We start from the raw sequence: 23224 nt of genomic DNA on the forward strand, positions 1-23224 counted from the left end.
TTTATAATTAATATAATTATTATTTTACAGTATATAGTGAAAATAAAATTAATATACAGATACCTGAATTCGAAGTTAGTTTAATTAAAGTAGAATTAATATTTGTTTACCAACAAGTGTTAATTCTACTTTTTATTTTATTCATATAAAAGGAAATAACATATCCAAGATGAATTTATATTTAACTTAATTTACATTAATAGTATTAAATTTTTATAATATATATAAAATATTAACTAGTGCAAAATTTTGGAGTCATAAATCGTATTAGTATTGAAAGGAGATTTAAACCGTGTTAATAATTTAATATATAAATAAAACGATAAAGGAAGGTGTGTATTGATGAAAAAGAAGAGGTTCTTGAGTGGAATAGTAATGTTCTGTTTATTGGTATCAACTATGTCTGTTCCGGCATTTGGAGCGGAAGAAGATAGCAAAGGACTAGAACAAGCTATTGTAGCAGCTAAAAAGATATTAATAATTCCAGACAGTTATAGTGAGTTTACACATTATTCAAGTGAAGTTGAAAAAAATGGAGACAAGGTTACAGTTTGGAGACTTAACTGGGCAGAAAAAGAAGGAAACAATGGATCTGTAGGCGCTTATATTGATACAAATGGGAATTTGTATCAATATAATCAATATAGCGGCGATGAAAACAACACAGGGTTAGCACAAGTTACAAAGAAAGAAGCGCAAAATTCAGCAGAAAAATTTTTAAAAAAAGTTATTATAACAGATGTTGGAGAAATGAAGATAGTAGACAAAAATCAAAATGCTTTTCAAAGTGGGACATACGATTTTACTTATGAAAGATTTATAAATAATATTCCAGTTAACTTTTATACTGTTAATATTAGTGTAAATAAATACACTGGTGAAGTAACGTCTTTCAATGAATTAAATACAGATACTGATAAGCTTGAATATCAAACTTTAGAAGGAATAATTGAACCTTCTGTGGCAGAAAAAAATTATATTGATAAAGTTGGCGTTGAATTAAAATATTATTCTTATTATGATTATAAGCAAAAGAAAATGAATGTATTTGCAGGATATGCAACAAATGATAACAAATACAAAGCTATAGATGGAAAAACAGGAGAAGCAATTACTGTTTATAACCAAGATAAAATTTTTTATAATAGTTATGTAGACGGCAAAGGTGATCAATCTATAGCAGCTAACAGTCAAAAAGAATTAACTAAAGAAGAAGCAGATGCTGTTAATAATATTACAGGATTAATCACTAAAGAAAAGGCTGAAGGTATTATTAGAGAATCATCGGACATAATTACTTCAGAAATGAAAGTTAGTAATGCATCTTTAAATAGAGATGATTTTAATGAAAAATATGTATGGCAAATTGGATTTGAAGGTGGATATGGTCAAGTTGATGCACAATCTGGTGAGTTGATATCTGTACATTTTTTTAATAATAGTGGTGATCAAAATAAAAAAGTGTCCAAGCTTCAAGCACAAAATATAGCAGAAAGCTTCTTAAAAAAAATTACACCAGGTAAGTTTTCACAAACAAAATATGAAAATAATGAAGATGTTGAAAAGCCAATGCCAATGGTTAAAATTGGTGTTGTAGTGGGAGGAGATGTTTCTTATTTTAATTTTGTACGTCAAGTAAATGGAATAGAATTTGATAGCAATTCTTTACGAGTAGAAGTTGACAACACTAATGGCAAGATTATTGGATATGATAATAACTGGTATGATAATGTAACATTTCCTGATGTTAGTGGAGTCATGAATAAGCAAACTGCATTTAATAAAATAAAAGAATATAAGAACTTTATATTACAATATGCTATGGTAGACAAAAATAAAGTTCAACTGGTATATAATTTTGAAGATTTAAATGATAATTATATTATTGACCCAATAAGTGGCGTTAGACTAGACTATACAGGACAAGTATATAAAGATAATAAATTACCGGAATACACAGATATAAGTGGACATTGGTGTGAAAAAACAGTGAAAAAACTTTTAGAAAATGGATATTATATTGAAGGAGACAAATTTAATCCTAATATGAACATTACTCAAATTAATTTCTTTAAATATATATATTCATCTTATGGAAGTAGTGATAATGATGAGTTTTATGACATGCTTTTACAAAATGGAATAATTAAAAAAGAAGAAAAAGCTCCAAGCTCATTTGTTTCTTATCAAGATGCAGCAAAATTTATTATAAGATATTTAGGCTATGATAAAGTAGCGGTGCATCCGGAAATATTTATCACTCCTTTTAAAGATAATATAGAAGAACAATACAAGGGATATGCAGCAATGTGCTATGGGTTCGGCATTATTAAGGGCGATAAAAATGGAAATTTTAATGGAACTCATAATATAAATAATGCTGAAGCAGCAGTACTTGTATACAATTTAATTAAGAATAACACACATTAAACTTATCTTTAAATTCTCTATGAGCACAAATAAATTTAAAGTGAATAAGTATTAAAAAAATAAGTAAACAACAGAAGGGATAGTAATTCTTTAATTAGATAACTAGCCCTTCTATTATTTTAAAAAATGTACCTAAAGAAAGTAAAATAATTTATAAGTATTTTAAATATCAAGTAAATTGAAATTGTGTTTGAAAGAGAATCAATGTATACTACCTAGAATATAACGATGAAAAGGAAACGCAAGAATAAGATGTAAAATGCTATGAGGGAAATTAATGAAGATGATATGAAATTTAGACTTTTACTTTTGGATTATTACTTATAGTGATAATGAGGATTTAACTTTAAAATTATATTAAATAGAATATTTATTTATATAAGATTTGCGAAATAGGTAATGCTATAAATAGATGATAAATGTAGAAATATAATTGATAAATAAGTATAATATGAGTAAAAGAACACTATTTTAGGGATGTAAAATAATAATTGCAATATACAATCATACTGAGATTTATTTTTTAAAATTTCTTATGATAAAAGTGTTATTAAGTTACCCTAAAAAAGGTGAAGATTAAATATGAGGAGATAAAGATTTATGTGGAAATCATTTTTTTTATTAGTTTTCCAAGGGATATCTGGTGGGGTAGCTGGATATATTACTAATAAATATGCCGTAAATATGCTTTTTAAGGAATATACTCCTTTAAAATTAGGTGGAGTAATTAAAAAGAAGAAAGAAAAGTTTATAGAAGAAATTAGTGAACTAGTTGAAAGAGATATAATAAATGCTGAAACTTTGAAAGCTGAAATTTCTAATAAGGATTTAAATAGTTATATTGAACAAATGGCTGAAGCCTTTTTTCAAACAGGATTAAAAGATAGTTTAGGTCACACTAAATTATGTGAAGTTTCCGATTTTTCTAATAGTTTTCTTAAGAATGAAGAATTTGCAAGGAGCAATTTGAATGCAACTTTACCAGAATTATTAGATGATATTTTTATTAATGTAAAATTAGAAGATGTACTAACTAAAAATCAAATTTCAAAAATAGTAGATTCAGGCTATTATTTGCTAGTTCAAGAGCTTGGAAACAGTGATACAGTAAATAAATTTATTTCTGGTTTTTATAATGAAAATTCTAATATAACTCTTTCGGATATTTTTTCAGAAGAAGTGCAAAGAAAGTTTATGAAAAATATTACTAAGCGTGTTATAGAAATAATTAAAGAAGATATTTTAGAAGATGAAGATGGATGTAAATTATTTTTTGATAAGATTTTTTCGGCAATAAATATAGATGTAACTCTTATGAAATTACAAGGATTAATTGGAGATTATGAAATTAATCAGTTTGTTACTACTTCTGAGGAAGAAGAGTTTACTTTAAAGTTATTTAGTAAAATTAATGAGTTTATTAATTCAGAAAAAGGCAAAGAATTAATAAAAAGTCTTATGGATAAAATTTTCTTGATTGGAAAGGATATTGACTTTACAGTTTATGAAATTCTTCCACCTGAAATGGAAGAATCACTTACTAATTTTATAGAAACTGTTATACCAAGTGTTATGCCATATATTTCAGAATGGATTTCAGGCAATAAAGAATCATTTGATGAAATGATTGAAGCAGCTATTGATGAAGCTATTCAAGATGTGGATGGTAATATTAAAAAGCTTATAATTTCAAAAGTTAGAAGCGCACTTATGGGGGATATTTCATCTGAAAAAAATATTGTTAATAAGATAATTAATTATCTTAATGATAGCTTCGATGGGGAGTCATATAATAAAATGGCTAATTCTATCATTAATTATTTAAAGTCAAAGAAAATAAAAGATATAATAGAGTTAATTGAAAAACAAAATTTATTTAATTCTGACAAATTATCAGAACTTATTATTAAAGAATTTGATGTGCTAGGGGAAAAACTTTTAGGTGTTATAATAAAATCTCAATTCTCAAAAAAGATACATACTGTTTTAAAATTTGATTTGGTAAAATTGTTTAATGAAAAGCTTAAACTAGTAATATATCAAAATATCTTAAAAAACAAAGATAAACTAAGTGAAAAGCTTATTACGTTGACTACAGATTTTATAAATTCAAAAAGTAATGAAGTTTTTAATAAAAAATTATCTCAATTATTTACACATAGTCAAATTTCTAATTATTCTAATGATTTTGCAAAATTAACTAATAAATTATTTGTTAAGAATGCGCTTACATATAAAACAAAGATAGCAGAATTTTTATCTTTGCAAGTTAAGAATATAAATTTATCTCATGCATTGGGTAATTCTAAAGTGGATATTTCAGATTATATTGTGGATAAGTCTATGGTAGTTTACAAAGAAACTGTGGACAAATATAAGAACTATGAGTTGAAAGAACTTATTACTAAATATTTTGATAAAAATACATTATCTAATATTCTTATAAATGAAGGATATCCAATGTTAATGGATAAATTACCAAATTTATTGAATGGAAATATTAAAAAATTTGCAAGTAATAATTTAAAAAAATATGATGAAGATGAGATTTGTAATATAGTTCAAGATTTTATGGGTGGGCAACTTAAACCTTTATCTATCTTTGGTGCTGTTCTTGGAGTTATAGTAGGAGTATTATATGAATTAATACACCCAACATCTGTGGGGAATTTTGGATTCGCTAGCAGTCTACCAAATATGGTAATGTCATGTGGAGTTATGGCATTCATTGGATATATTACAAATGTAATAGCCTTATGGATGATCTTCCATCCATATAAGGAAAATAAAATTATGGCTAAAATACCATTTCTAAAGAAATTTGCATTAGGGTATATACCTGCACATAAAAATGAATTTGCAATTGGAATGGCTAAGTTAATAGATGATGAATTATTAAATAAAGAAGAAATTAATAAAGTTTTTAAAGTAAAACATAATAAAATGAAGTCAGTACTGATGACGTTAGTTACAAATAATAATTATCAAACTTTAATAAATCTTATTAAAGATAAAAAACAAGATTTATCAAAGTATATTTATGAGAAAATTTTAAAGTATTGTAAGGATAATTCACATTTATCAAAAGGAATTTCAAAAGTAATAACAAATAGTAAATTTAATGAATTTATTGAAAAAGATCATGTTTTAAGTATAGTTCCTAATTTAGTAGGTAAAATTAAAAATGTTGAAGATGCTTTAGTTAAGTTTACAGAAAAAAAACTTGCTGAAAATAATAGAGTTAATGACATTTTGCCCAAGGGAGTATCTGTGGAAACCCAAAGATATGTTGAAACTACCATAAATACATTGATTATAGAAAAAATTCATAACACTAAGAATACAGACTTTGCAAATAAGATTATTAATAATTATAGTAACGATTATGATTTGGAAATAAAAAAATCATGTAAAGAAATTTTCAGTGAAGAATTATTAATAGACATAAAAAACAATATGGAAGTAAAGCTTGAAGCATATGTTTTCAATGACTTGAAAATTTATATAAGTAATTTTGCAAAACAATTTTTACGTAGTGGATTAAATGAAGACAATACTATTGGTTGCATGTTTAATGGAAGAATTAAAAGTATTGTTGATAATAATTTATATTTATTAACTAGTTATATTACAAAGAAATCAATTGATTATTTGCAAGATAATCAATATGAAATAGCTATAAATGTACAAGAAGCCATTAAAAATGAACTTAACTTTTTTGAAAAAATGGCTTATGGAGCATTTGGTGGAGATGATATAGCAAATAAAGTTGTAGCAATAATATTAAATGAAAAGTTACCAGTAATGATTAAAGATGAAACTGATAAAATTATTAGTATTGCTAAAATTACATTAAATGATGATATTTATCCTATGAAAACTAGTACCTTAAAAATTAAAGCTGATGAAATTAATATTTCAATGTTGCTTGATAATTTATTTGAGCAATTTAATAATAATGATTCTGCAAAACAACATATTCGTAATTTTGGTAATTTGATTTTAGATTTATTAATAAAAACTCCAATTATTGAATATCTTGAATTATGCAATTTAAATAGCTTAGATTTAGTGTATAGAAAGTTTTACAATGAAGTCACAATTGTAAAAGAAGATATTTATAATAATATAAATATTAATAATAGTAAATTATCACAAACGGTAGAAGAATTTTTAAATGAAAGAATAGTAAAACCATTATTTAATTCATATAATTCACAAATTTTTAAAGAAATTACCTTAAGAAATATTCAAGATAGTATAAAAAATATCTTAAATTTAATTAGTTCAAGTGAAGAGACTGAAAAACATTTAAATGTATTCTTAGAAAAATTTTATGATAATACATTTTCAAAATTACAGATTAAACAAATTATTCATGCAGATGTATTAAGTAAAGATATTGAAAAAATTATTAAATCAATTTTTGATAATGAAGATTTTAATAAAAATAATATTATGTTAATTGAAAGAATTATGAAAAATGCAGTTGATAATAATTTAGATTTTATTACAGAGGATACAAAGAATTATATAGCAGAGAAAACAATTCAAACAGGATTATATTCTATTAGTGATTATATTGTTCCAATATTGCAAGAAATCAACTTAAAGAATATTACCAATAAACAAATCGAATTGCTTAATCCAGAAGAAATTGATATATTATTCAAGTCTTTTGCAGGAGATTTTTTTAAGAAATTAGAGAAGTATGGAGTATTTGGTTTTGTATTTGGTATTAATGCAGGATTATCAATTGTTTTATGGGCACTTGATTTGAGATATAGCAAGATTTCTTCTAAAAAAGAATTAATTGCATTAGATGATTTATCCAACAGATAGTATGTGTAACACTCCTACTTATATGAAACTCCTCTTCCTAACGTCAGAGGAGTAAGCGATTCACACTAAATCATAGATTTAGGTTCTCTGCTTAACTTGGAGATGACGGCTGCACGCTCATGAATGAGGTGCCATGAGGGTATAGGTTCTTCTAACTTCAGGTTGGGAAAATTGTATTCCAATTAAGAAAACTCAATCTGAGGTTAAGAATCACCTTATAGTATAAGATACAAAGAATGTGGTAACTTATTAAAAATAAGAATTACTGCTAGGAAAATAAAAAATAAACTTTTATATTTTCAGGTGAATAAACATGTCTTATTGTTACTAATCGTAGCAATAAGAATATTCACAATAAAGATTAATTGTGTTAGAATAGTGATAGCAAATAAGAAGTATAGCAAGCTAAGTTTATACTTCTTTTATTTATGTGCAGGAAGATTTTCGCGTAATTAAAATGTGGGGATTTAGTTGTGGTAAATAATTGAAATAAAATAAATAATTTAAAACTTGCTAGAATTTAAAAAATAGTTAGACAAAGATTAGCACATAAAAATGTGCTTTTGAGGAGGAAATATATTAATGAATAAAATTTCAGATGATATCTTATATAAGGTTGAAAAACCAAGTAGATATACTGGTGGGGAATTAAATGAAATTGTTAAGAACCCAAGTGAAGTTGACATAAGATTTGCATTTTGTTTTCCTGATGTTTATGAGGTAGGTATGTCTCATTTAGGAAGTAGAATTCTTTATCATACTTTAAATGCAAGACAAGATACATATTGCGAAAGAGCATTTGCACCATGGCCTGATATGGAAGTACAACTGAGAAAAAATAATATTCCATTATTTACTCTAGAGACTAAAGACTCTTTAAAGGAATTTGATATTTTAGGATTCACTCTTCAATATGAAATGAGTTTTACAAACATTTTAAATATGCTAAACATGTCAGGTATTACTATAAGAGCATCAGAAAGAGGAGAAGATGAACCTATAGTTATGGCAGGAGGTCCTTGTGCATATAATCCAGAACCATTATATGATATAGTTGATTTCTTTGAAATTGGTGAAGGCGAAGAAATGATGAATGATGTTTTGGATGTCTATAAAAAATATAAGGGAAAAGGGAAAAAGAAAGAATTTTTAAGAGAAATATCTAAAATTCAAGGTATATATGTGCCTTCACTATATGATGTTATTTATAATGAAGATAATACTATAAAAGAATTTAAACCAAAGTATGATGATGTTCCTAAAACTATTAAAAAGAGAATAATAAATAACTATACTAATGTTGATTTTCCAACCAATATTATAGTTCCTTATTCAGAAATTGTTCATGACAGAATAGTTCTAGAAATATTTAGAGGATGCACAAATGGATGTAGATTCTGTCAAGCTGGAATGCTATATAGACCAGTTAGAGAAAAGAAGAAAGAAGATCTTGTAAAGCTCGCAAGAGAATTAGTTAAAAATACAGGGTATGAAGAAATTTCACTTTCATCATTAAGTACATGTGATTATTCTGATATAAAGGGACTAATTGCAGATTTAACAGAAGAACATGAAGAAAACCGAGTTGGAATAGCGCTTCCGTCAATTAGAGTTGACTCTTTTTCAGTTGATTTACTTAAGGATATCCAAAAGGTAAGAAAGACCGGATTAACTTTTGCACCAGAAGCAGGATCTCAAAGAATGAGAGATGTAATAAATAAGGGACTTACAGAAGATAAAATTTTAAATGCAGCTAGAAGTGCTTTTGAAGCTGGATGGAAGACTCTTAAGCTTTATTTTATGGTTGGACTTCCTTATGAAGAACTTGAAGATTGTACTGGAATTGGAGAACTTGCAGAAAAAATTGTTGATGAATATAAAGCAGTTCCTAAGAAAAAAGGTGATTATAAGGGCTTAAGACTTACAGTAAGTACATCAATACTTATACCTAAGCCATTTACACCATTCCAATGGACTCCTATGGCAAGACTTCAAGATGTAAATGAGAAGATTGATGCTGTTAAGGATTCAATTAAATCAAAATGTATAGTTTATAATTACCATGAGCAAAAGACATCTATAATGGAATCTGTATTTGCAAGAGGGGATAGAAGGTTATGTGATGTTTTAATTAAGGCCTTTGAAATGGGCGCGAAATTTGATGGATGGGGTCAATACTTTAATTATAGATTATGGATGGAAGCTATGGAAGAATGTAATTTAGATGTAGATTTTTATGCATATAGGGAAAGAAGTTATGATGAAGTATTACCATGGGACTTTATTGATATAGGAGTAAATAGAAAATATTTAGAAGTGGAAAGTGAAAAAGCAAAGAAAGCAGAATTGACTCAAAACTGTAGAAAAGGATGTACAGGATGTGGCATTGATGTAAACTTTAAAGATGGGGAGTGTTTTGAAGGTGCGATACTTAACTAAATTTACTAAAGAAGAGAATATTAAATTCATATCTCATTTAGATGTACTTAAAACTATTCAAAAAAATATTAGAAGATCAGGCCTTCCAGTAGAATTTTCACAAGGATTTAATCCACATATGAATACTTCAATAGCACAACCTTTATCTGTTGGAGTATATTCAAGTGGTGAATATATGGATATGATATTAACAGCTGAGATGGATGAACAAGAAATTGTGGATAAATTAAATGCAACTGCTCCAAGTGGAATAAAATATATAAGTGCACTTGCAATTCCTTACACTCAAGGTGAAAAGAAAGTACCTCAAGCTATGGCATTAATTGATGCAGCAAGGTACACTATAAAAGTTAAATATTCTGATGTTTCCAACTTAGAAGAAGAAATGACTAATCTCTTAGAAAATGAAGCATGGAATACAATAAAGAAGAGCAAAAAAGGTGAGAGAGAAGTTAATTTAAAAACTTTAATTAAGGAATTTAGCTTTTGGATTAAGGATGAATTTTTAGTGCTTAATGTATTAATTAGTACAGGAAGTAGGGAACATTTAAGTGCAGATTTAGTAGTGAGCTATATTCAAGAAAAAACTTCAAATGCAATTGCAGATGCTTTTGTTAATATAAAAAGAGAAGAAATGTATTTTTATAAAAATGAGAAACTTGTGCCACTATACAAGTGCATATAGCTTTTGAGTTATACTTATACTCTAAATTGAATTGATAATTTTAAAGTGCTAATTGTCAATGTTCGATGCTCAATTTTCAATTATTAATTATTGAAAATTGAGCATTGATAATTGTTAATTGAATAGGGATGTGTTGATATGAAAGAGATTTTTATTGAGAGAAGAGAAAGACTTTTAAGAATAGCTGTTAAATCTAATAATGAATTAATAGAAAGTATTGTAGAAGAAAAGAATAATGAGCCTATAATAGGAGAAATTTATAAGGGAAGAATTAAAAATATTCTTCCAGCTATAAATTCTATATTTGTTGATTTAGGATTAGATAAAGAAGGCTATATGTATTATAGCAATGAACTTAAGGCAAAGGGAATAAAAAAGGGTCAAGAAATATTAGTAGAAGTTATAAAAGAACCTATTAATGATAAAGGTGCTAAATTGACTTCTAATGTTTCAATTCCTGGGAAATATATTGTCTTAAATTGTTATAGAGAAGGAATAGAGTTTTCTAAAAGAATAGACGACAAAGAAAAGAAAAAAGAAATTTTAGAAAATATTGAACCTTTAAAAGATGTGTGTATAACAGTAAGAACAGAAGGGGCAAATGTAAGCTTAGAAATTCTTGAAAAGGAAATAAATAAACTTTATGATGAATTTGAAAATATAGACAAAAAAATGAAGTATTCATTAGGATTAAAAAAAGTTTATGGTGAAGATTTAAGTTTAACTAAGCTTTTAATGAATTCTAGTTACGAAGAAGTTACAAAGGTCCATGTAGATAATGAACTAGACTTTGAAAAGGTAGATCACTTTATTAAAGGAGAAGAAAATTTTAAATTAGAGAAATATGAAGGTTATAGAAATCTTTTTGATTTTTATGGATTAGAAAAGGAATTATTAAAACTTCGACATAATAAAGTTAATTTGCTATGTGGCGGTTATATAGTAATAGATAAAACAGAAGCAATGTATGTTGTTGATGTTAATAGTGGTAAAAATATAAAAGAAAGAAGTTTCGATAAAACCATTTTAGAAACTAATTTAGAAGCTGCTAAAGAAATAGGAAAACAAATAAGACTTAGAAATTTAAGTGGAATTATAGTTATAGATTTTATTGATATGAGAGATAAGAGCCAAAGAGCTATTGTAATGTCTACTCTTAAAGAAAGCCTAAAATTAGATAAAGGAAACGTAAGAGTATTCCCATTTACTGAATTGGATTTAGTTCAAATTGCAAGGAAGAGACAAGGAAAGAGCATATACGAGTATATGGAAGAAGAATGCAGTTTATGCAAAGGTAGAGGCATAATTTTAAAATTATCTTATATAGAAGGACTTATAAAAAATGAAATTATAAGAATAAAAGAAGAAAATTCAATAGACTGTTTTCATATAGAAATTGATAGTGTTTATAAAGATAGAATTAAAGAAGATATTTTTGATTTCATAAAAGAAATAGATGGTTTAGATAAAGAAATATATTTAAATTATGTAGATGGAATAGAAGGATATAAAATTGAACCACTTATATTTCAAGGACAAAAGGATAATTTAAAAGATTATAAGGTTACTGCTATAGAAAAAATTTAATTTAAGAAATTAAAAATCAAAATTATATCTGGATAATTCCATTTATAATTTTGAGTTTTACTATTTATTATAGATAAATTTATTACATTTTTTTATTATAATATTTATATGCTACTACATAAGTTAATAAAAATATATAAACTATGAAAGAAAGAACCTTGAATAATATTGGATAGAATATTCCACCAATTAGTCCAATAACATATAGGGAAGCAAGCATTACATAAGCAGCTATATTAAGTGCTTTGCGTGCAATTTCTTGATTTCTTTCATCAGTATTATTTAAACGGCTTTGTCTTAATTTTTCTTCATTATTAAGAATTCTTTTATTCTTAATCCATAAAATTAAACCAGCTGCGAAAAGGCTTGAACCAAGACTAGTATATAGTCCTAAGATTTTATCACTAACTTGTGTTTTAAAATAAAGTTCTATTAAAATAGAAGCAAAGAATGTTATAACACCAATTACCATTAATCCAACCATAACTTTTATACGTTTTTTTATAACATTTTTATATTCTTCATTAGTTTTTTGGGTAGTTGTACAGAAAATATTTTTCATAGATTTTCCTCCTCTAGATCAAAAATAAATATTTCCTCAATAGTTATATTAAAGAATTGTGCTATTTTATATGCCAATATCAAGGAGGCATTATACCTTCCGTTTTCAAGAGAAATAATTGTCTGCCTTGTGACATCAACAGCATCTGCAAGTTCGCTTTGAGTTATTTTTTTTGCTTTACGCAAATCCTGTATTCTATTTTTCAAATTTTCACGACCTTTCAATAAGTACAGTACACTTTACATTTTTAGTATAGTACACTTTACATTTAGCGTCAAGCAAACTATACATTTTAAATTTTGCGATGAAAAAATAAACTTTATTTCAGATAAATGAAGACTGTGCTTTACAAACTACAAAAAATATGATAAACTGACATTTGTAAACCGCGCACGTAAGGTTTTAAATAAAACAAAGTTAAATCTTTGTACCAAAAGTGGCGAGACCGTTATGAGGAGGTGTTTTAATGTACGCAGTATTAGCAACAGGAGGAAAACAATACAGAGTTCAAGAAGGAGACGTAATATACGTTGAAAAACTTATCGCTGATGTTGACTCAACAGTTGAATTAAACGAAGTTTTAGCTGTAGGAACTGACGAAGGTATCAAAGTTGGTACACCAGTAGTTGAAGGAGCTAAAGTTGTAGCTAAGGTTGCAGCACAAGGTAAGGCAAAGAAGGTTATAGTTTTCAAATATAAGTCTAAAAAGGACTATAGAAGAAAGAATGGACACAGACAACCTTACACTAAGCTAGTAATCGAAAAGATCGAAGCTTAATAAAATTATGGTTAAAGTAAAAATCAAACAACATAATGAAAATATTGTTGGATTTGTAATGAATGGTCATGCGTTGTGTGATGATAGAGAATTTTCAAGTGACCCTGCTCTAGTAGGAGAGGCATTTGATTTGATATGCAATTCTGTTGCAGTGTTGTCTCAAAGTGTAATCATTGGATTGGATGAAGTCTTAAAACTTAATTCAACTTACGAAATCAAGGATGGATACTTAAAATTAGATCTTCAAGATTTTAATTTAGAAGAACTAAACCAAGCTCAAGTTCTGTTAAAGACTTTTGAAAAAAGCTTGGAAAGTGTAATTTTAGGATTTGATCAGTTGGTAGGGCAAAAGAAACGTAGAGAATATATAACATTAATAAAAGAGGAGGTGTAGTCACATGCTAATTATGAACCTTCAATTATTCGCTCATAAAAAGGGAGTTGGTAGTTCTAAGAATGGTAGAGACTCTGCAGCACAAAGATTAGGAGCTAAATCTGCTGATGGAGAATTTGTTCTTGCAGGAAACATTCTTTATAGACAAAGAGGAACTAAAATCCACCCAGGTGAAAATGTTGGAAGAGGTAAAGATGATACTTTATTTGCTAAAATCGATGGAATCGTTAGATTCGAAAGACTTGGTAGAGATAAAAAGAAAGCAAGTGTTTACCCAATAAACGTTGAAGCAATAGCTGAATAATTATTCTAGAAATTAAGCACTCTTAGTTTAAGAGTGCTTTTTTTAAATGCCTATGAAATAAATTGTTTTTTAGTTGAGATTAAACATTAAATCGAATATGATATAATAAAGTAAGATTTCATAGGGAAGAATAGTTTATATTGAAATTTAGGAAAATTTTAATTATGAAGTAAGATAATAAAAAATACACAAGGAAAGGTGATTATATGTTTATAGATACAGCGAAGGTCTTCATTAAATCTGGTGATGGTGGCGATGGTGCTATTACTTTTAGAAGAGAAAAGTATGTACCACTAGGCGGACCAGACGGAGGAGATGGAGGAAGAGGTGGTAGTATCATTTTCCAAGTTGAAACTGGTATAACTACATTATTAGATTTTAAATATAAAAAGAGATTTGTTGCAGAAGAAGGCGGAAGAGGCGGCGGTGCTAAGTGCTATGGAAAAGATGGTGAAGATCTTTTTATAAAAGTACCTATGGGAACAATCATAAGAGAAGCAGAGACTAATAAAATAATTGCAGATCTTTCTCATAAAGGTCAAGAATTAGTATTATTAAGAGGTGGAAAAGGTGGAAAAGGTAATGTTAAGTTTGCTACCGCTACTAAACAAGCACCTCACTATGCTGAACCAGGAATGCCAGGAGATGAGTTAAATATACTTTTAGAACTAAAGTTACTTGCAGATGTTGGATTACTTGGATTTCCTAATGTAGGAAAGTCAACATTACTTTCTATGACAACAAAAGCAAAACCAAAGATTGCAAATTATCATTTTACTACTATAAAGCCTAACTTAGGAGTTGTTGCAGTACCTGGAATTGAACCATTTGTTATGGCAGATATTCCGGGAATTATTGAAGGTGCAGCAGAAGGTGTTGGTCTTGGAATACAGTTTTTAAAACATATTGAAAGAACTAGACTTTTAATTCACATAGTAGATATTTCTGGTGTTGAAGGAAGAGAGCCTTTTGATGACTTTGTTAAAATCAACGAAGAATTAAAGAAATATTCTGTTAAGCTATGGGATAGACCTCAAATTGTAGTAGCTAATAAGAGCGATATGCTTTATGATGACAGTATATTTGAAGATTTTAAGAAGAAGGTTCAAGAATTGGGATTTGAAAAGGTATTTATAATGTCAGCAGCTACAAATGAAGGTGTTGATGAGGTAATGAAAGAAGCAGCAAGAATACTTAAGGAAATTCCGGTTAAGGAATTAGAAATTTCAGCAGATGAGATGTATATACCAGAACAAAAGAGATTTACTTATGATATTACAGTTGAAAAGAATGTTGAAGAAGGATATAACGTTTATGTTGTTAATGGTACATTTGTAGATAGAATATTAAGTGCTGTTAATGTAAATGATGCAGATTCTTTAAGATATTTCCACAAAGTTCTTAAAAATAAAGGTATATTCGATGAACTTAGGGAAATGGGAATCAAAGATGGAGATATGGTAAGATTAAATAACTTTGAATTCGAATATGTAATGTAATCAATTGACAATTTACAATTGACAATGAATAATGAACAATTTAGGAAAAAACTCCAAAGGAGTTTTGAAAAAAAGATATATAAATGGCATAGATATTTTATCCTTAATTGTTAATTGTGAACTGTCAATTGAAAAAAGCCCCCAGGGATAATTAATACAACAAATATATGTTGAAAGAAATTTTAGGAGGAAAATAAAATGATAACAGGAAAACAAAGAGCTTACTTAAGAGGCTTAGCTAATCAACTTTCACCAATATTCCAAATTGGTAAAAATGGTGTTGAAGAAAATTTTTTAATACAAGTTTCACAAGCATTAGAAGCTAGAGAATTAATTAAAATAAAAGTTTTAGAAAATAGTGGATTGGAATCTAGGGAAACTTCAGATATGATATGCAAGGCCGTTAAATGTGAAGGAGTTCAAGCAATTGGAAATAAGATAGTACTATACAAAAAGTCAAAAAATAAAGCTAAGATAGAATTACCTATTAAATAAATAATCTATTTTAAAATTTAGGTGTGTAAAACTTAATAAAGTAAATTCTAAACTATAAGATTATTAAAAAAAGAAGTTGTTTTAAAATGAAATTATTTTAAAGCAACTTCTTTTTTTGTGTGAAATTCAAGATATTTTGAATATGCCTAATATTTAATATTGCTTCGTGATATAATATTTAAATAATGATTTTACTTTAGGAGGAAGCTTATGAAACGGTATGGTATAATAGGAGGTACATTTGATCCTATTCATAATGCACATTTATATATAGCTTATGAAGCTAAAGAGCAATTAAATTTAGATGAAGTGATTTTTATGCCAGCAGGAAAGCAACCACTTAAAACTGAAAATATAGTTACTGATTCTAAATTAAGATATGAAATGGTTAAAATTGCAACAGAGCCTTTTGATGAATTTTCGGTTTCAAGTTATGAAATAGAAAAGGGTGGACTCAGCTTTACTTATGAGACATTAAAATATTTTAAAGATGAGAGTGATGTTCAAAACGAAGAAAAAGAATTGTTTTTTATAACAGGAGCAGACTGTTTATTTAATATAGAAAAATGGAAAGCTGTTCAAGAAATATTTTCATTGGCTACTCTTGTGGTATTTGCAAGAGGAGGAATTAGTACAAAAGAATTGATTGAGGAGAAGAAAATAATAGAAGAAAAATATAATGGAAAAATAATTATTTTAGATTTAAAAGAACTTGAAATATCTTCAACAGATATAAGAGAGAGAGTAAATCAAAATAAGAGAATAGATTTTTTTGTACCACCAAAAGTTATAGATATTATTTATGAAAAGGGATTGTATCATTATTAATTATAGCAGGAGGTAATAATTTTGTTATCTATAGAAGAAATAAATTTATATATTAAAGAAAATTTAATTGAAAAACGTTATGTTCACATTTTAGGAGTTGCGGATACAGCTAAAAAACTAGCTAAGTTAAATGGAATATCAGAAGAAAAGGCTGAAATTGCAGGTCTTGCACATGACATAGCTAAAAATTTATCTAAAGTTAGAATGAAAGAAATAATAGAAGAAAATAATATTATTCTTTCAGCTGTGGAAAAGGATAATGCGAATTTATGGCATAGTATTATTGGAGCTATAGAAGCTAAGGATAAGCTAGGGATTGAGGATGAAGAAATATTAGATTCAATAAGATGGCATACTACAGGAAAAGAAAATATGTCTATTTTAACGAAGATTATTTATATTGCTGATATGATAGAACCATCCAGAAATTTTGAGGGTGTTGAAAATATAAGAAAAGCTACATTTGAAGATTTAGATATGGGAGTTTATTATGGATTGACTCATAGTATGGAATTTTTACTAATTAAGAATTTATTGATTGATGAAAACACTATAAAAGCTAGAAATTACTTTTTGTTTGACTCTAAATTCAAGGGGAAATTCTAAAAATGTTGCTAATTAGAATAAGATAAATAAGTTTTAATGAAATGTATTAACTGATTTCGAAGTAAAAGAGGTGGCATATGCGAAGAAGGACCAATAATAAAAAGAAATATAAAACATTTTTGAAAATTTTCAGAAAAAATGATGACACCACAACAAAATTTGAAAAAGTAGTTTTAGGAGCAATAGCTCTTGTAATAACATTTATTATAGTCTTAATGGTATCTGGAGTTTCTGCCTTAATGAAGGTGGGAAGTAAGTCAATGCCAAGTAGTATGGATGTAGCATCAAATGAACCAGTGAATATTTTACTACTTGGGATGGATATAGGAGATCCAAATCAAGTTGATAATATATCAATAAAAAGAACAGATACAATAATGGTGCTAAATTATAATCCTACAAACAAGAAATTAAATATTGTATCAATTCCAAGAGATACATTGATAAATATTAATGATAGAAACACAAAGATAAATGCAGCTTATGCAATTGGCGGATATACTAAAATAAAAGCAGAAACTGAAAGTTTACTAAATATAAAAATAAATTATATAGTTAAAATTGATTACAATGCATTTCGAGAAATCATTGATTCTCTAGGCGGAATTAAAATGAAAATTGAAAGAAATATGATTTATGATGATGAAGGTCAAAATCTTCATATTAATTTTAAAGCCGGGGAAACTGTAACTTTAGATGGTAAAAAAGCAGAGGAATTTTTCAGGTGGAGAAAAAATAATGACGGAAGTGGATTTGCTAATGGTGATTTGGACAGAATAGAAAATCAGCAAAAATTTATATCAAAAGTTGTTGATAAGTGTACAAGTCCTTTTATGTTATTTAGAGTTCCGAATATAATGTCAGCTTTAGGTGATAATATAGAAACCAATATGTCATCTACTAAGATTTTGAGTTATGGGTTAAAATTCATGAACACAAAAAGAGAAAATATGATAATGATAACGGCTGCGGGAATACCGAAAACTATAAACGGAGAGTCGTTTTTAATATTTGATAAAAGTGCCAATAAAGATATATTATCATCACTTAGTTCGTCATCTTCTTCTGAGAATGCATCTGTAAATACATCAAAAGATGATATTAGAATCAAAATATTAAATGGAACTAAGATTAATGGATTAGCAGCTAAAGCAACAAAAGAATTAAATAATGCTGGATATTCAAAGATTGATACAGGCAATGCTGAGCTTAGTGATAAGAGTATAATACTTGCAAATGATAGTGATAAATTAAAAACTGTTAAACAAGATTTGAATATTAAGAATAGCGATAAAAAAGAAAATAAGACAGAATATAATGACTATGATGTGATAATAATTCTAGGTAAGGATTTTAAAACCTTTGGGGAATAAATTGTGCACATATAAAAAATCGCGGAGCACAATCAAAAACTTAAATAATTAGCAAATTATTAATGATGAATAAGTAAAATATCCTTTAATAATTCATCATTTATTTATATGAGGAGTAGATTAATTACATGAGCATTTTAGAAAAAAAGGTTATTAATATAGAAGAAGGTACTAAAATAAGAGAATATCTAAAAACTGAACTTGGATTATCAACAAGATTAATAAGAAGTGCTTCAATTGATAAAAGAATATTTGTTAATGATGAAGTCGTAAAAATGAATAGAATATTAAATGCTGGAGAAATTATAAAAATTGATTTAGCAAAAGATGAAAGTCAAGACATAGCTCCAGAAAAGATGGACATAGGTATAATTTATGAAGATGAAGATATATTAGTAGTTAATAAAAAACCTTTTATGGTAGTTCATCCAACTAAAAGTTATCAAAGTGGAACTCTTGCTAATGGAGTAATAAATTACTTTATGGAAAGTAATCAAAATTGTATAGTTAGATTAGTTTCTAGGCTAGATATGAATACATCAGGACTTATTATAATTGCTAAAAATCAATTTTCACATGGAATGTTATCAAAAGAAATGAGTGAAAATAAGGTTAAAAAAAGGTACTTGGCAATAGTTCATGGTAATTTAGAAAAAGAGTCTGGAACTATTGATTTACCAATATATAAGCCCGAGGGAATCGAAAATGGAATAAGAAGAGTAATAGATGAAAGAGGTCAAAGGAGTGTAACTCATTATAAAGTTATTGAAAGTTTTGAAAATGCAAGTTTAGTTGAATGCAAGCTTGAAACGGGAAGAACACATCAAATTAGAGTTCACTTAAATAGTATAGGACATCCTATTTATGGAGATACATTATATGGGTATGGAGAAGAGGAAGAAGAATTAATAAAGAGGCAAGCGCTTCATGCTTATGCACTAGATTTTAAATCTCCAAGAACTGGAGAAATGCTTTCACTTAAATCGGAACTTCCACAAGATATATTAGATTTAATAGAAAAAATTAAGAATAGTAAAGAATAATATAAGTTGAATTATTTTAAAGATTCATTATATTAAAAAGAAGAGTGTAATAAACAAAGAAATAGGATTGATAATTATTTAATAAACACATGAAAATTGTTAACACAAATTTCAGAATATTTATTAGTAATTATCAATCCTATTTGTATTAGTAAATATATTGTAAAAATAACTATATCAAAAAAGTTACTTTTTGGGTTTCATCTTTATAAATCTCCTTAAGCCAGCTAATCCAGCTAATATAGCAACACCAGATCCGATATAAATTGGAAGGCTAGAATTTTGAGATAAAGATTTAACAGAGATTATAGGCTCATAATATCTAGAAACTCCAGCTGCTAAATCAACAGTTATATATTGTTTATCATTAACATAAACAGTTCCTTTCAAGATATTATCATCTTTATTAAAAGATTGCTTACTTAAATCTGCATCTTCTATTTTAATATCAGAAGATATTGTATTCTCTTTTCCTTTAGGAACAATATAATCTATATCTTTTTTACTCACAATTGGTATTGTAAGTTCATTAGTTACTTTATACTCTGAAATTTGTGTATCTTTCTTATAAAGATGTACTAAAGAATAATTATCAAATCCATAATTAAAAACAGTTTGCATGTCATTAAAGTTTTGATCCTTATTAAGTGCATTTAAAAAGGAAGCTATAAGTACATGACCATCTTTTTCGGCAGCAGCTACATAAGTATGATTTGATTTTGTTGTATATCCATTTTTGCCAGATATGGCAAATGGATAATAATATCTAGAATTTTTGTTAATCATATAATTTTTATTGTTTATTATAATTGTTTTAGAAGTATTATTTTTCATTGTTATTGTACAAGACTGAGTATTAGAAATATTCATGTAATCTTTATTATTTATAGCTTCCCTTAGAAACAATGCTAAATCATGTGCTGTTGTTGTATGTTCTGGATCTGGTAAACCACTTGGATTTTTAAAGTTTGTATGTAATGCTCCAAGTTCTTTTGCCTTGGCATTCATAAGTTTAGAAAACTCAATTGTGCTTCCGGATATATGATCGGCTAAAGCATTTGCACAATCGTTCCCAGATTCTAAAATAAGACCTAGAAGTAAATCTCGTACAGTTAATACATCACCTTTTAATAGCCCGATGGCTGTTCCATCTATTTTTGTAAAGTCCTCTTGAACTGTAACTTGATCGTCAAGTTTACATTTTTCTAAAGTTATAAGTGCTGTCATTACTTTAGTTGTTGAAGCAGGCTCTAAAACCTTCTCTTCATTTTTCCCATATAATACTTCACCAGTAGAGGCATCAATTAAGATACATCCTTCAGCATTAATTTCGGGCTGAGTTGTTTCTGCTTTTACATTAGTAAATGTAAAACAAAATAAGAATAAAAATATTATATTAAATGTTTTAAAAATTCGTCTCATAAAAATCTCCATACTAGATATGTTGAAATACTATTTTTTTTGCATTTGCAACATATAAATTTAAAATATTTTTCATTACGTTTACAATATATTCTACCAAAAAAATCACAATTACGCCATATAAAATTTATATTAATCCACCAAATGGTCTAAATTATAATAAATGTGGAAATGATATACATAATAGAAATTTTAGCTAGGCATATGAAAGAAAACAACAATAAAAAATGAAATATATATTTCGAATTTGCCTTATAAAAGTTCCAATAAATATAAAGAGGAGATAGGAATAATGATGCAAGAATTGCTAAAAGACAAGAAAAAAATAGGAATATTAATTATATTAGCTATTGTATTATTTACATTTGGAATTTTATATCTAAAATCTGGATTTAAAGAATTAAAGAAGAACGATACAGAAAGTATTTTTGTCGACGATACAGAAAATACTGATATATCAACAGTATCATCAAGCAATAATGTGAAAAATAATAAGGAAGTAACTATTGCGGGAAATGATAAAAGTATAGTTGTAGAAATTAAAGGTGAAATCAAAAAACCAGATGTGTATACATTGAATGAAAATGCTATAGTAAAGGAACTTATAGAGGTTGCCGGTGGACTTACTGAAAATGCAGATTTAAGCAATATAAATAGAGCAAAAAAATTACAAAATCATGAGTTAGTTTATATTGCAAACAAAAATGATATAACTAGAGAAGGTATAAATACAAATTCAGAATTAAATACAAATAACAGTCAAGGAATTTCTAATAATATAGTAAATATAAATACTGCAACAATAGAACAATTAAAAACATTAGATGGCATAGGTGATTCAAAAGCGAATAGCATAATTGAATACAGAGAACAAAATGGAGGATTCAAATCAAAAGAAGATATAAAAAATGTAACTGGAATTGGAGAAAAGATGTTTGAAAAAATAAAAGAACAAATTGAAACTTAGTGATATTAGATGATTTTACAATGAAATACTTAACATAATAAAACTATTTGGAGAAAAATGTTATACAAGGAATTTAAGTATTGTGATAATATATAATTAAAGGTTGGTGAAAAAATGAAGTACATAGCAATTATAAAATCTTGTTATCCATCATTAAGTAAGACAGAAAAAAAGGTTGCAGATTATATTTTAAAAGAAAAAGGAAAGATAATATATCAAACATTATTAGAAATATCACAAAACATAGAGGTTGGTGAAGCAACCATTATAAGATTTGTAAGAAAGATAGGCTTTAGCGGATTTCAAGATTTAAAGCTTGAAATAGCAAAAGAAGCTAATACAGATAATGAAAATATGGACAATAGGGAAGAACATAATACTTACGAGAATTATATAGAGACAAATGCTGAAAGAATTGTACAAACAATTACAAATACCAAGGCAACTCTTGTTCAAGATAATCTAAACTTAGCTATTAAAATGATTACTGATGCAAAGAGAGTATTTTTCTACGGAGTAGGATCCTCAGGATTTACCGCTAATGAGGCGCAAGTTAGATTTATGAGGTTAGGGGTTATAGGGAATTCTGTAATAGATCCACATTTTCAATCCATGTATTCATCAATTGGTAATAATAAGGATGTAATCATTGTTTTTAGTATCTCAGGTTATACTAAAGATATTATTGAAGCATTAAAAATAGCGAAGGGAGAAAATACTAAAGTTATTGCAATTACAAGCTACATACTTTCTCCTATTGCCCAGCTTGCAGATTGTGTATTACTTACAGCGGCAAAAGAAAACCCGCTAGAAGGAGGATCTTTTACAGGAAAAATATCACAGCTGTATATAATAGATCTACTTTGTTCAGAATATTTAATGCAAAACAAAAAGAGTGCAGTATTACAAAAACAAAAGACAGCAAAAGCAGTTGTAACAAAGGCTGCTGATTAACATAAAAGAAGTATCG

General features: G+C 27.2%; 19 protein-coding genes. 16 read left to right on the forward strand and 3 right to left on the reverse strand.

The window, feature by feature from the left end:
• The first annotated feature begins 342 nt into the window (after positions 1 to 342).
• From DIC82_06885 to DIC82_06905, 5 genes are all read left to right on the forward strand, one after another.
• Positions 343 to 2430, forward strand: coding sequence for an S-layer protein (locus tag DIC82_06885; protein ID AWK50753.1), 2088 nt, complete (start codon positions 343 to 345; stop codon positions 2428 to 2430).
• A gap of 600 nt (positions 2431 to 3030) precedes the next feature.
• The gene (locus DIC82_06890; GenBank protein AWK50754.1) at positions 3031 to 7272 is read left to right on the forward strand and encodes a hypothetical protein; all 4242 of its coding nucleotides are present in this window, start codon (positions 3031 to 3033) and stop codon (positions 7270 to 7272) included.
• Between the two features lie 582 nt (positions 7273 to 7854).
• Complete coding sequence (locus tag DIC82_06895) at positions 7855 to 9711, forward strand: TIGR03960 family B12-binding radical SAM protein (protein ID AWK50755.1); 1857 nt, start codon at positions 7855 to 7857, stop codon at positions 9709 to 9711.
• Positions 9695 to 10396 (forward strand): radical SAM protein, encoded by a 702-nt coding sequence (locus tag DIC82_06900; GenBank protein ID AWK50756.1) that lies wholly within the window; start codon positions 9695 to 9697, stop codon positions 10394 to 10396. The genes DIC82_06895 and DIC82_06900 overlap by 17 nt, the downstream gene beginning before the upstream one ends.
• Before the next feature lie 138 nt (positions 10397 to 10534).
• Positions 10535 to 11983 (forward strand): ribonuclease, encoded by a 1449-nt coding sequence (locus tag DIC82_06905; GenBank protein ID AWK50757.1) that lies wholly within the window; start codon positions 10535 to 10537, stop codon positions 11981 to 11983.
• Positions 11984 to 12065: 82 nt separating this feature from the next.
• On the opposite strand, the gene DIC82_06910 is transcribed toward DIC82_06905, so the two are convergent.
• Positions 12066 to 12545 carry a hypothetical protein gene (locus DIC82_06910; GenBank protein AWK50758.1) on the reverse strand — a complete coding sequence of 160 codons (480 nt, stop codon included), beginning with the start codon at positions 12543 to 12545 and terminating at the stop codon, positions 12066 to 12068.
• Positions 12542 to 12751 carry a transcriptional regulator gene (locus DIC82_06915; GenBank protein AWK53043.1) on the reverse strand — a complete coding sequence of 70 codons (210 nt, stop codon included), beginning with the start codon at positions 12749 to 12751 and terminating at the stop codon, positions 12542 to 12544. The genes DIC82_06910 and DIC82_06915 overlap by 4 nt, the downstream gene beginning before the upstream one ends.
• A 260-nt stretch (positions 12752 to 13011) precedes the next feature.
• Here DIC82_06915 and rplU point away from each other — a divergent pair, with 260 nt between their 5' ends.
• From rplU to DIC82_06960, 9 genes are all read left to right on the forward strand, one after another.
• The gene (gene rplU / locus DIC82_06920; protein ID AWK50759.1) at positions 13012 to 13323 is read left to right on the forward strand and encodes a 50S ribosomal protein L21; all 312 of its coding nucleotides are present in this window, start codon (positions 13012 to 13014) and stop codon (positions 13321 to 13323) included.
• A gap of 7 nt (positions 13324 to 13330) precedes the next feature.
• Entirely contained in the window at positions 13331 to 13717 is a 387-nt protein-coding gene (locus tag DIC82_06925; GenBank protein ID AWK50760.1) for a ribosomal-processing cysteine protease Prp, read from the forward strand.
• 4 nt (positions 13718 to 13721) lie between these two features.
• Entirely contained in the window at positions 13722 to 14021 is a 300-nt protein-coding gene (locus tag DIC82_06930) for a 50S ribosomal protein L27 (GenBank protein ID AWK50761.1), read from the forward strand.
• A 206-nt stretch (positions 14022 to 14227) separates the two neighbouring features.
• Entirely contained in the window at positions 14228 to 15520 is a 1293-nt protein-coding gene (locus tag DIC82_06935) for a GTPase CgtA (protein AWK50762.1), read from the forward strand.
• A 198-nt stretch (positions 15521 to 15718) separates the two neighbouring features.
• Positions 15719 to 16015: a ribosome assembly RNA-binding protein YhbY gene (gene yhbY / locus DIC82_06940; protein AWK50763.1), complete on the forward strand. Its 297-nt coding sequence runs from the start codon at positions 15719 to 15721 to the stop codon at positions 16013 to 16015.
• A gap of 210 nt (positions 16016 to 16225) precedes the next feature.
• Positions 16226 to 16843, forward strand: a complete 618-nt coding sequence (locus tag DIC82_06945; GenBank protein ID AWK50764.1) for a nicotinic acid mononucleotide adenylyltransferase — start codon at positions 16226 to 16228, stop codon at positions 16841 to 16843.
• 21 nt (positions 16844 to 16864) lie between these two features.
• On the forward strand, positions 16865 to 17449 hold the full coding sequence (locus tag DIC82_06950; protein ID AWK50765.1) for a phosphohydrolase: 585 nt from the start codon (positions 16865 to 16867) through the stop codon (positions 17447 to 17449).
• A 77-nt stretch (positions 17450 to 17526) separates the two neighbouring features.
• Positions 17527 to 18822, forward strand: a complete 1296-nt coding sequence (locus DIC82_06955) for a LytR family transcriptional regulator (protein AWK50766.1) — start codon at positions 17527 to 17529, stop codon at positions 18820 to 18822.
• Positions 18823 to 18950: 128 nt separating this feature from the next.
• Positions 18951 to 19865, forward strand: a complete 915-nt coding sequence (locus tag DIC82_06960; GenBank protein AWK50767.1) for an RluA family pseudouridine synthase — start codon at positions 18951 to 18953, stop codon at positions 19863 to 19865.
• A gap of 186 nt (positions 19866 to 20051) precedes the next feature.
• Here DIC82_06960 and DIC82_06965 read toward each other — a convergent pair whose 3' ends face one another.
• On the reverse strand, positions 20052 to 21287 hold the full coding sequence (locus DIC82_06965; protein AWK50768.1) for a D-alanyl-D-alanine carboxypeptidase: 1236 nt from the start codon (positions 21285 to 21287) through the stop codon (positions 20052 to 20054).
• A 292-nt stretch (positions 21288 to 21579) separates the two neighbouring features.
• On the opposite strand from DIC82_06965, the gene DIC82_06970 reads away from it, so the two are divergent.
• Both DIC82_06970 and DIC82_06975 read left to right on the forward strand, forming a co-directional pair.
• Positions 21580 to 22254, forward strand: coding sequence for a competence protein ComEA (locus DIC82_06970; GenBank protein ID AWK50769.1), 675 nt, complete (start codon positions 21580 to 21582; stop codon positions 22252 to 22254).
• A 114-nt stretch (positions 22255 to 22368) separates the two neighbouring features.
• Positions 22369 to 23208, forward strand: coding sequence for a MurR/RpiR family transcriptional regulator (locus DIC82_06975; protein ID AWK50770.1), 840 nt, complete (start codon positions 22369 to 22371; stop codon positions 23206 to 23208).
• Positions 23209 to 23224: the final 16 nt, after the last annotated feature.

The organism is Clostridium beijerinckii (assembly GCA_003129525.1).
GTDB classification, from domain to species: Bacteria; Bacillota; Clostridia; order Clostridiales; family Clostridiaceae; genus Clostridium; species Clostridium beijerinckii_D.